At 32.1% G+C, this 12,368-nt stretch carries 8 protein-coding genes; 6 read left to right on the forward strand and 2 right to left on the reverse strand.

Translation table 11 applies throughout. The annotated features are described in order from the left end of the window. Positions 1–13 precede the first annotated feature (13 nt). Genes Q0776_RS14560 through Q0776_RS14585 form a run of 6 tightly spaced genes read left to right on the forward strand, consistent with a single transcriptional unit; the run spans position 14 to position 9,441 of the window. On the forward strand, positions 14–1,984 hold the full coding sequence (locus tag Q0776_RS14560) for a beta-L-arabinofuranosidase domain-containing protein (RefSeq protein ID WP_298369764.1): 1,971 nt from the start codon (positions 14–16) through the stop codon (positions 1,982–1,984). A 6-nt stretch (positions 1,985–1,990) separates the two neighbouring features. After that, positions 1,991–3,517: a sulfatase gene (locus Q0776_RS14565; protein ID WP_298369765.1), complete on the forward strand. Its 1,527-nt coding sequence runs from the start codon at positions 1,991–1,993 to the stop codon at positions 3,515–3,517. Between the two features lie 48 nt (positions 3,518–3,565). Further along, on the forward strand, positions 3,566–5,065 hold the full coding sequence (locus Q0776_RS14570) for a sulfatase (protein WP_298369767.1): 1,500 nt from the start codon (positions 3,566–3,568) through the stop codon (positions 5,063–5,065). Next, positions 5,058–6,605: a sulfatase gene (locus Q0776_RS14575; protein WP_298369769.1), complete on the forward strand. Its 1,548-nt coding sequence runs from the start codon at positions 5,058–5,060 to the stop codon at positions 6,603–6,605. Before Q0776_RS14570 ends, Q0776_RS14575 begins: the two co-directional genes overlap by 8 nt. 11 nt (positions 6,606–6,616) lie before the next feature. Beyond that, on the forward strand, positions 6,617–8,023 hold the full coding sequence (locus tag Q0776_RS14580) for a glycosyl hydrolase family 28 protein (RefSeq protein ID WP_298369771.1): 1,407 nt from the start codon (positions 6,617–6,619) through the stop codon (positions 8,021–8,023). 5 nt (positions 8,024–8,028) lie between these two features. After that, positions 8,029–9,441 carry a sulfatase gene (locus tag Q0776_RS14585; RefSeq protein ID WP_298369773.1) on the forward strand — a complete coding sequence of 471 codons (1,413 nt, stop codon included), beginning with the start codon at positions 8,029–8,031 and terminating at the stop codon, positions 9,439–9,441. A gap of 59 nt (positions 9,442–9,500) precedes the next feature. Here the strand turns inward: Q0776_RS14585 and Q0776_RS14590 are convergent, their stop codons facing one another. Both Q0776_RS14590 and Q0776_RS14595 read right to left on the reverse strand, forming a co-directional pair. Next, positions 9,501–11,015, reverse strand: coding sequence for an arylsulfatase (locus tag Q0776_RS14590; RefSeq protein ID WP_298369774.1), 1,515 nt, complete (start codon positions 11,013–11,015; stop codon positions 9,501–9,503). A gap of 7 nt (positions 11,016–11,022) precedes the next feature. Next, positions 11,023–12,366, reverse strand: coding sequence for a family 43 glycosylhydrolase (locus Q0776_RS14595; RefSeq protein WP_298369777.1), 1,344 nt, complete (start codon positions 12,364–12,366; stop codon positions 11,023–11,025). Between the last annotated feature and the right edge of the window lie 2 nt (positions 12,367–12,368).

The following is a 12,368-nucleotide window of genomic DNA, read 5'->3' on the forward strand; positions in this document are numbered from 1 at the left end:
TTAACGCTACAAAATGAAAAATATAACAAGCATTATTTTATTGTTGTTAACTGTGTTTAGTATAAACGCTCAACAATATTTTGGAAAAAGTAAAGAAGCTGCTTTAACTTCAATAAAACCTGAAGGATGGATAAAAGAATTTTTACAAAGACAAGCTAATGGTTTAGGGGGAAGCCCAACAGTTTCAGGATACCCTTTCAATACCAATATGTGGATGGAAGATATTAATATTCCTGTAGGGCACGCTGGAAAAGATTGGTGGCCTTATGAACAAACAGCTTATTATATTGATGGTACTTTAAGATGCGGTTATTTAATAAACGATACTGCTTTGATAAATTATGCCAAACAAAATTTTGAATATACATTTAACAATATAGATGAAAGCGGCGTACTTGGACAACCAAAAGCAGATGGTTGGGCGAGAGTGGTTTATTTTAGGGCATTAATGGCAGAGTACGAGGTTACAAAAAATAAAGAGATTTTATCTAAAATGACAGATAATTTCTTGAAAACACCACGTTTATTTAATGAAGGAAGAGTATTGTTGAATATTGAACAGATTTTGTGGCTCTACAGCAAAACCAACAATAACAAACTACTTGAATTAGCAATTAATAGTTTTCATTCAAACAAAGGAACAAGTTTGGGTGGAGAATATGGAAATGAAAAAAAGGGAGTTAATTTGCCTTCGAAATTGTTAGATAGAATGCTTTCTGATAAAGCACCTTCAGGACACGGAGTTGGTTTTGTTGAGCAAGTGAAAATCCCGGCAATTTTATACTTGTACACAGGTAATCAAAAATATTTAGATGCATCATTAAATGCTCTACATAAATTGGAGAAACACCATATGTTGGTAGATGGTTGTCAAAGTTCTGTAGAACATTTAGGTGGTAAAGCCGTTAATATGGCTCACGAAACTTGCGATATTGTAGACCTTTCTTGGAGTGCAGGATATATGTTTATGGCGACTAATGATGGACATTGGGGAGATATTATTGAAAGAGCAATTTTTAATGCAGGTTTAGGATCGTTGGATAAAAATTTTAAAGCACATCAATATTATTCAGCGCCCAATCAACCAGTTGCTGCAGAAGAAACAAGTCAGTTTAATATACATTTAGATTGGGGTGGAATGGCTACAGGTCGAATGTGTTATAGGACAGGACATGATACAGAATGTTGTACTGGAAATATTCAACGAATGATGCCTGTTTATGTAAGTAGAATGTGGTTGCAAAATTCAGATAATTCAGGTGTAACGGCGGCATTGTATGGTGCTTCAGAATTTAGTTTCAACCAAAATAAAGCAGAGATAAAAATAAAGCAAGAAACAAATTATCCGTTTGATGAAGCTATTTCGTTTACCTTTAATATGAAGCAAAAAAATAAGTTTGCTTTTAGAATGAGAATTCCTGAATGGTGTAATAACCCAGAGATATTAGTGAATGGCAAACAATTAAAAAAGTTTGTTATTAAAAAAGGAATGGTTCAAATTGAACGAAAATTTGCTGACAATGACAAAATAACACTTAAACTTCCAATGGAATTGAAGTTAACTACTTGGGGAGAAAAAAATGAAGGATTTGCAGTTGAAAGAGGTCCTTTGGTGTATTCACTTCCTGTTAATAAAAAGGAAATTATGTTCCCTTATATTGGAGATCCAAAACTGGTAAACTTTCCAAACAAATTAATGTATCCAACTTCTAATTGGAGTTATGCATTAGATATAAAAAATGGTAGCGAAGCTAATTTTACTAAAGCAACAATAAGTGAAAATCAATACCCTTGGGATTTAGAAAACACACCAGTAAAGATAAAAGTTTTAGCAAAAAAAGTTAATAATTGGAAAATTGATGGTACAAAACATGCACCTTCTTTTCCTAATGAATTAGAGTTAGATAATAAAACTGAAACATTAGAATTAGTGCCTTTGGGAGCTACATATTTAAGAATGACAATTTTTCCAAAAACAAATTAAAATACTATGGGTAAAAGAATTTTAATTGTTTGTTTTCTTGCGTTTTTTAATCAATTTCTTTCAGCTCAAAACACAAAACCAAATATAGTAGTTGTATTGGTTGATGATCACGCTTTTGAAGCAATTTCAGCATATAATTCTTATTTAAAGGATTTTGCAAAAACACCAACTATAGATCGGTTGTTTAATGAAGGAATGCGATTTGATAATTTTGCCTGTAATAATTCTATTTGTTCACCAAGTAGAGCGTCAATTTTAACAGGACAATACAGTCATAAAAATGGAGTAGTTTATCTTGGAGGCGGAATTAAAAAATCTTCGCCACAATATCCAGATTTACTGAGCAAAGCAGGGTATCAAACTTGGTTGGTTGGTAAATGGCATTTAGATTCAAATCCTAAAGGTTACGAAAAACATATGACTGTAAAAGGACAGGGTAAATATTTCAATCCAACATTTAAAGGCACAGAAGGAACTTGGAAAAAAGAAGGTTATTCAACCGATGTTTATACTGATATAGCTCTGGATTGGTTGAAAGATAGAGATAAGAAAAAACCTTTTTTATTGAGTTTGCAGTTTAAAGCGCCGCACCACGATTACGGACACGCAGAAAGATATGATCATTTGTTAGAAAATGTTGCTATTCCAGAGCCGCCAACATTATATGAAGATATTAGAAATAGCAATTCAAATTTAAAAAAGGAGTTTGTTAAAGCAAGTAAGTTTCATATGTTGTATGGAATAGATGACGTTGGGTATTATGCCAGACACAAAGATGATAAAGCACCAGATGCTATGGGTAAACATAATCCGAATAGTGATAAAGATAAAATACGTGTTGCTTACCAACATCAAATTCATAAATACATTCGCTGTATAAGTGGAAATGATGATAATTTAAAACGTGTGTTAGATTATTTAGATACGGAAGGAATAGCAGAAAATACGGTTGTAATTTATACTTCAGATCAAGGTTATTGGCTTGGACAACACGGATTGTATGATAAAAGGTTAATATTAGAAACTTCAATGCGAATGCCTTTTTTAATTAGGTATCCAAAAATGATAAAACCAAAATCTATAAATACAGATTTGTGTATGAATGTAGATATAGCTCCAACTTTGTTAGATTTGGCAGGTGTTGATATTCCAGAATCTATGCAAGGAAAAAGTTTATTGCCCATGTTAAAAGGTGAAAAAACACCAAAAGATTGGAGAACTTCACAATTTTATAATTATTGGTCAACTCCATTTCATTATGGAATAAGAACCAAAAGATATACCTATTTAAAAATTAAAGATCATCCTGAAGAACTTTTTGACAGAAAAAAAGACCCTAATCAATTATTTAATGTTGCAGGTAAATCAAAATATAAAAAAGCGATTTCAAAACTTGAAAAGGAATTGGAAAAGCAAATTGAAGAAATAGCTATAAATCCAGAAGAATTACCCGGAACAGGTAAAGAACCATATCAGCCAGTTAAAAGGAGAACTTCAAAAAATAAAAAGCATAGAAATACTGCGAGGAATTAGACCAAGAACAACTTCATTAGAAGTGAATTAAATTAAAATATAATGAAAATGAAGTCAATTTTTTTAGTACTGTTTTCTATTTTGTTGATTGGGTGTAATTCAACTCAAGAAAAATCAATAAAAGAAGAAAGACCAAATATCTTAATCCTTTTTTTAGACGATTTAGATCCAGATTTTGGGTGTTATGGAAATACCTTAGTTACAACTCCAAACATAGATAAATTAGCTTCAGAAGGAATGTTATTTACAAGAGCTTATTCTGCGGCAACAGTATGTAGTCCTAGCCATACAACTTTATTTACTGGTTGTTACGCTTCAACAATTGGAGCGCCACATCACAGAAGTTCATACATCGATAAATTGCCAGATGGTTATTCAATTCTTACAGAGTTGATGGATAATGCAGGATATTTTACAGTGAATTTTAGAAGTAAAGGAGATTTAATGTATCAAAAATTGTACGGTGCTACTGCTAAAACCGATTTAAATTTTGATAGAGGCAAACCAGAAAATAATAGAGAAAGTGGTAAAGAGGTTTTTAAATATCTTCAAACTATAGATCCAGAAAATATTGAAACTTATTTTAAGGGAGGAAAATGGAATTCAAAGGAAAGAAATCAACCATTTTTTGCATATGCCAATATTGAAACAGGTAAAAAACACGGATTTGTTCCTGGTAGAAAATGGGCAAAAGAAAGAGGAATTGAAGTTGATTCAACTAAAATTAAAATTCCACCTCATTATTCAGATACAGGTGAAGTTCGTAGGGTTTTGGCTTCAAGTTTAGATGCTGTTTCTCATGTGGATTTTGAAGTTGGCAAATTTTTGAAGGCATTGGAAAAATCTGGTTACGCAAACAATACGTTGGTAATTTTAATGTCAGATCACGGAGCTACGTTACAGCGACACAAACAAAGTTTGTGGACATCAGGAATTCATATTCCTATGATTATTAAATGGCCAAACAAAATTAAATCTTCAGAAATAAATGAAGAACTTGCTAGTATAATTGATATTGCTCCAACCTTTTTAAATGCTGCAGGAATTGAAATTCCTAAAACAATGGAGGGTTTAGATTTATTAAGTGATAAACCGAAAAATAGAAAGTACATTTTTGCAACACGAGATGGTATGAACAATTTTTTTGATTGTTCAAGAGCAGTAATTTCAAAAGAATATCAGTATATTCATCACTTTTTTCCAGAGTTGTCATTTAGAGGGAATGGGTATGCAAAACGAACACTTACTTTTAAAAGTATGCTAGAATTGTACAAAAAAGATAGTTTAAATGAATTGCAGCGAGCCTATTTTGAGCCTTCAAAAAATTATGCAGTTGAATTATACAATTTAAATAACGATACTGAAGAAACTGTAAACTTAGCCTTAAATTCTGCTTACAAAGAGAAAACCTTAAAGTATCAGCATATATTGTTTCAATGGCAAAAAGAAACAGGAGATAAAGTTTTAAAAGCAAGAGAACTTTTAAATGTTAAGAAAGTTCCAGAAGGAACAAAAGTGGATAATCTATTAAAGTTAACTAATGAATAAGATTAAGATTGTTATAGTACTATTTTTTATGGTTGCAGGATTAGTAACCGCTCAAAGAAATGTAAAAAGACCAAACATTCTATTTGCAATTTGCGATGATGTTTCTTATCCGCATACAAGTTTTGCTGGTAGTAAATTTGTGAATACACCTTCTTTTGATAGAATTGCTAAAGAAGGAATTTATTTTGAAAACTGTTATGCAGGTTCGCCAGGTTGCGCACCTTCAAGAAGTTCAATTGTAACAGGAAGACATCCTTGGCAAAACGAACAATCTGGTCAGCACGGGTCTTCTTGGATGAAAAAATATGTGCCATTTACAGATGAATTAAAAAACAATGGGTATGCTGTAGGTGTGGCAGGTAAAGGTGTATCGCCTTTTAGATATGCGTTAAGTGAAAAAGATTCGTTGTGGAGAAAAGAAAATGCTGCTGGTCCGTATCATAGTAAAATTGTTTACAATGAATCTAACGATGAAAGATTTACCAATAAAATTAGTGATAAAAATTACTTCGAAAATTTCAAATATTTTATGGAGAATTCAAAAGAAGATAAGCCTTTTTTCTTTTGGTATGGAGGTCACGAGGCGCATAGAGGTTATGAAAAAGACTCTTGGAAAAGAACTAACAAGCAGTTAAAAGATGTTGAGGTTCCTGCATTTTTTCCTGATACAGATGTTATTAGAGGCGATATGCTAGATTATGCGGTTGAAATTGAATGGTTCGATTTACATTTAACTAAAATGCTAACCTATTTAGAAGAAATTGGGGAACTCGAAAATACAGTAGTTATTGTTACTGCTGATAATGGAATGCCGTTTCCAAGAGCCAAAGCCAATTGTTACGATTATGGAGTGCACGTACCTTTAGCAATTCGTTACCCTAAAGAGTTTTCAAAAAATAAAAGAATAAGTCAGCCAGTTGGTTTTGTTGAATTAGCACCAACAATTTTGGAGATTGCACAAGTTAAAGCTTCAAAAATGCAACCAATAACGGGGAAAAGTTTGTTGAAGGTGTTAAAAGGAAAAAAAGAAGTTAGTGATAAAAAAGCAGTTTTTTCAGGAAGAGAAAGGCATACTTCAGCACGAAATGAAAATATGGGTTATCCTCAGCGAAGCATAAGAAAGGGTGATTACTTATTAATTTGGAATATGAAGCCTGAACGTTGGCCTGCAGGAGATGCTAAAATGTTTAAAAAAGGTAAAAAAGAAGGCGATTTAGTTGATAATGTGTATGCAGATATAGATGGTTCGCCTTCAAAATCATTCCTTATAAAAAACAAAGACTCTAAAGATTATGGTTATTATTTTGATTTGGCAACGGATAAAAGACCAGAATTTGAGTTGTATAATATTGAAGAGGATGCCGCATGTTTAAAAAACCTATCAGGAACTTCAGCAAATAAAAAAATTGAAAATAGCCTAAAAAAAGAATTGTTAACTGAATTGAAAAGAACTAACGACACAAGAATTGTTGGTCCAAATAAAGAAATATTTGATACCTATAAAAGGTATTCTTCAATGAGATATTTCCCAAAACAGTAAAATCAGAAAAAATGAACAAACTAAAATTAACACTACTATTAACTCTTCTTACAATAGTATCAGTAGTTGCAAAAGAATATAATATTGCTGCCTATGGAGCTATAAATGATGGGAAAACGATAAATACTATTGCAGTTCAAAAAGCAATTGACGATTGTAACAAAAATGGAGGTGGAACTGTTATGATTGACGGTGGAGGAATTTATGTTATTGGAACCATTTTTATGAAAAGCAATGTTACTTTGCACGTGGATAATGGAACTGTGCTGCAAGGAAGTACCAATCAAAATGATTATCCGCTAGAAGGTGTACATAAAAATATGTACAAAGGAGAGATTTCAAAAAACGCTTGTTTAATTTATGCTGAAAATGCAACTTCAATAGCTTTTGAAGGTCACGGAACAATTGATGGTAACGGGCATTATAAGAATTTCCCTAGAAAGGCTAAAATTATGCGTCCAATGTTAATACGTTTAAAAGATTGTTCTAATATTTCATTGCGTGATATTCATTTAATAAATCCTGCTGCTTGGACTTCGGCATTTTTGTATTGTAACAATATTACCGTAGATGGAATTACAATTATTAGTAGAGCTAATTTTAATGGAGATGGATTAGATTTTGATGGTTGTCAAAATGTAAGAGTAAGTAATTCAAACTTTGATAATAGTGATGATTGTATTTGTTTGCAAACTTCACTTCCAGAGAAACCGTGTAGAAATGTAACTATTACCAATTGTAATTTTACCACAAAATGGGGTGGTATTAGAATTGGATTATTGTCTAGAGGAGATATTGCGTATGTTACGGTTTCTAACTGCACATTTAGAGATATACAAGATTCTGGGTTGAAAATTCAGCAAAATGAAGGTGGAAATATGAGTCATATGACGTTTAGTAATTTGGTTATGGAAAATGTTCCAAGACCTATATTTATGACTTTCTGCCAGCAAATTGCCTGTGTTGAAACTCCTGATGGAGAGTATGAGCCTTTAAAACGAATGCATAATATGAAATTCGATAATATTATTGTAGATAATTCAAAAGGAGATAAACATTCAGCTTTTTTCTTAACTGGAATTCCAGGACACGAAATTGAAGATATTTCAATTTCAAATGTAGATTTTATTGTTTCAGGAGGTGGCACTATTGAAGATGCAAAAAAATTAGATGTTAAAGAATATACTTTAGATAATATGAAGCGTTGGCCAGAATTTTATGTTGTTGAAGGTTTACCAGCTTATGGTATTTACGCAAGACATTTACATGGTTTAAATTTGCAAAACATTTCAATTAAAACCAATGCTGAAGATAAGCGTGTACCTGTAATATTGAACCATGTTAAAAATCATTATGGTAGAAATCTTAAAGCAAATGGAAAGGTTTTAAAGAAAAGTGATATTTTAATTCAAAACTAAAATAAATGAAGAAATTTTTACAGTTGTTATTGTTAATTCCAACAATAATTATTGCTCAAAATAGTAAACCGAATATAGTTTTCTTATTAGTTGATGATGTAGGTTGGGGAGATTTTGGCTGTTACGGTGCAGAATTTAATGAAACTCCAAATATTGATAAACTGGCCAATGAAGGAATGCTATTTACAAACGGTTACGCTGCTTGTACTGTGTGTTCACCAAGCAGAGCGGCAATATTAACAGGGAAATATCCAGCACGTTTAAAATTAACTGATTGGATTGATGGCCATAAAAGGCCATATGCCAAATTAACCGTTCCAGATTGGAATATGAGATTAGAACATAAAGAAGTGTTGCTGCCAGAAGCTTTGAAAGAAGCCGGTTATTCAACGGCTTTTTTAGGAAAATGGCATTTAATGCCTATTGGACAAGATGATTTTGAAGAGCATTATCCTACTGATCACGGTTTTGATATTAACATTGGAGGAAGAGAATGGGGGCAGCCAAAGGGAAGAGGTAAATACTTTTCTCCTTTTGAAATGCCTAATCTTGATGATGGAGAAAAGGGAGATTTCTTGACAGATAAATTAACGGATGCTGCAATTCAAATTATAGATACGGTAAATAAGAAAAATCCTTTTTTATTGTATTTTTCTTATTACACAATTCACGGTCCAGTAATGTCTCCGCCTGAATTGATTGAGAAGTATAAGGAAAAAGCAAAGACATTTAAAAACACAAAGAATCAATATTTAGATCCAAAGAGGGCAGGTATGGTTGAAAAACTAGATAATAGTGTTGGACGTATACTTGTTAAACTGGATGAATTGGGAATTGCTGATAATACCATAGTTGTTTTAACTGGAGATAATGGCGGTAATTATGATGAAACTACAGGAGGATTAAAGGCATACAAAGGGTTTTCTCACGAAGGAGGAACTAGAGAGCCTTTTGTTATAAAATGGCCTAAAAATATTAAGGGAGGTTCAACTTGCGATGAAATGGTTATAGGAACAGATTTTTATCCAACTTTATTGGATTTAGCTGGAATTGAACAAAAACCAAAACAGCATTTAGATGGAGTTAGTATTAAATCGTTATTGACAGGAACTTCAAAAAGAATTAAAAGAAAAGAACTGTTTTGGCATTATCCACATTATCATAGAACAAATCCATATGGTGCAATTAGAGATGGGAATTGGAAGTTAATTGAGTTTTACGAAGATGGGAGTTTGGAACTGTATAATCTTAAAAAAGATATAAACGAAACTACAAATCTTGCAAGTTCAAAGCCAAAGAAAGCTGCTTTATTATTAAAAAAATTAAAAGCTTGGAGAACCTCAGTTGATGCTCAAATGATGACAGAAAACCCTAATTTTGATATTGAAAGAGAGAAATTAAAGAAAAGACACTATTAAAAATATTATAAAAAAAAAGAGGAATTTTTAATCTAAAAATTCCTCTTTTTTACTTCTATTTAAAGTATTCCTGTTTTAATTTTACTATCTCTAGTAGTATTATATTTTTTAAATAATTGGTCTATTTTGCCCTTGAATTTTGGGTTGCTGATAAGGTTGCCTTTTTCGTTTTCTGAAATATTATCATTCAAATTAAATAGAGCAATAGGAGTTCTCTTTTTAAATGTTTTATCCTTTTTATCAAACTGAATAATTAGTTTCCAACCATCTTCTGTAATCATACCTTGTTTACCTGTACCACTTTGAGTTATTAAAAAAGGATGAGGTTGAATTTTCTTTTCACCTAACAAAATAGGTAATAGGTTTGAAGAATCCATTGCATTGTTTTCTTCAATTTTTTGATTGGTTAAACCAGCCAAGGTTGCCATAATATCAATTCCAATAATAGGCGCGTTAGATACGTTATTTGCTTTAACCTTTCCAGGCCACCAAGCAATAAAAGGTACTCTTGTTCCACCTTCATAAGCCTGATTTTTTCCACCTCTATAAATAGTGTTGGATTTGTGTTTAGATTGCATTGTTTTTTTAATTAACAAACCACCATTATCTGAAGTAAAAATGATTAACGTATTGTCATAAATACCTTGTTTTTTTAAAGTTTGAACCATCATTTCTAGTTGTACATCTAATTCCTTCACCATATCTAAATGATTAGATGGAGTTGTGCCAGCTATTTTGGTGCCATTCAATTTTTTTGAAGGTGTATGCGGTTTATGTACAGCTTGTGAACAATAATACATAAAGAAAGGTTCTTTGGTTTTACTACTTTCTTCAATAAAATTAACAGCTTTATTAATTAGTAAAGTTCCAGCATTAAAAGGATTCCAGTTACTATCTCCTAAACCTTCTTTTTTATCAAGTTTAAACCCAAGCTTGTCAGCATATTTTTGAGTAATTAGCATTATTTCTGAATCTTCTTTTATTGGATCCATAACACCATTTTCATAAGCAGCATAAGGTTCCGCCTGAATTCCGGCAGGATACATATAACTATAGTCAAATCCATTTTGAACAGGTCCTCTATCAATAACTTTTGTAATATCTACATCAGTTTCATGCTCAACTCTTGGGTTTCTATAAAGTTTGTTTGTACTTTTTCTTTTGAAATCCATTCCATAGCCCCATTTCCCAAAAAACGATGTTTTATAACCAGCTTGTTTCATTAATTTACCTAATGTTAATTGGTTTGGTTCAATAGGAGAGCGTTCATAACAACCCCAAACTCCAGAAGGAGCGTAGCTTCTATAACAGTGATTTCCAGTCATTATTGCATATCGAGTAGGAGCACACAAAGCCGCAGGTGAATGTGCATCTGTAAAAATAGTTCCTTCTTTTGCTAACTTGTCAATGGTTGGAGTTTCAACAATAATATTATCCGAATGCATTTTTCTATAATGCGAAATATCTCCAGTTCCTATATCATCAGCTAAAATTACAATTACATTCGGTTGGTTTTGTGAAAACCCTACAAATGGAATTAATAACAGTAAACATATTTTAAATATATTTTTCATTTTTAAATTATTTTAATTTTAACCAATTCAAATTCACAGCTTTTTCAGAACCCCAATCAGATTTGAATACCACTACTATATTTTTAATTCCAGTTACTTTTTCAGTAATATCGGCTTCAATAGTTTTCCAAGAACTCCATCCACCAGTATATTCAATAGGAAATGTTGCAATTAACTTACCTTTTGGATCCCCTAAACGAATTTCAAAACTTCCAGTGCGTTGTCCACTAGCTACTCGAGCTTCAATTTTAGTTGCTTCTCCATTACCAAAATCAACTTTATTAAATTTCACATATCCCAGCATTTTGGTATCACAAACCATCCAGCCGTTTGGTTCGTTTTCTCCACCTACAAAAGCAATGTTTGCTTTTGAAATTTCATTATATCTATCAATTTGAATAGTGTCTCCAATTTTTGGTATTCCAATACCTCTTATTGTTGGAGTTACTTTTTTTATGGTTCCGTCTTTTTTGAAAGTGATATAATCGGCACGCATAGAACGTAATTTATTATAACCACTAATATCCCACCAGTGATAGAATAAAATCCACTGTCCATTATATTTTACAATGGAATGATGGTTGGTGCCGTTACCAATATTATCCATAATTTTTCCTTCATAAGTAAATGGGCCCAAAGGATTTTTAGCAGTTGCATAGCCAATAGTATAGCCTTCGTCAGGAAAAACGTGTGCAAATGTAAAGTAGTAAATACCATCTTTTTTAAAGGCAAAAGAGCCTTCTTTGTAACCAGCAGGTAAACCTTCAACTTTTATAGGCTCCGCGCTAATTTCTTTCATGTTATCTTTTAGTGGAGCAACAAATAACTCTTTTCCTCCTCCAAAGTATAAGTAAGCTTTGTCATTATCATCAATAAATAAGCCTGGATCAATTCCGCTTACACCTTTTATATAATTTTTTTCCCATTTAAAAGGTCCTGTAGGGTTTTTTGATGTTCCTACACCTATTCTTCTAAAAGAAGAACCATCCTTGGGTTGTGCTGGGTAATAGTAGTAATAAGTATCACCTTTTTTAATACAATCTGGAGCCCACATTGCAAAAGTATCTTTGTCTCCCCAAGGCACATCATTTTCTTTTAAAATCCACCCGTGATCTTTCCAAGTTGATCCATTTTCTAAAGAAAAAGCGTGATAACCAGGCATACAAAAACGTGGAAATTCTTTTTCTCTTCCAGCAGGAGGATACGTATCGCTTGATGGATAGACATATAATTTACCATCGAAAACGCGAGCTGTTGGGTCAGCTGTAAACATATGGGTTACTAATGGATTTTGAGCAAAACAAAATTGAATTGCTAACATAAAAAGAGCTACAATTGATAGTTTTTTCATTG

The sequence above is a fragment of the uncultured Lutibacter sp. genome (genome assembly GCF_947495725.1).
GTDB lineage: Bacteria > Bacteroidota > Bacteroidia > Flavobacteriales > Flavobacteriaceae > Lutibacter.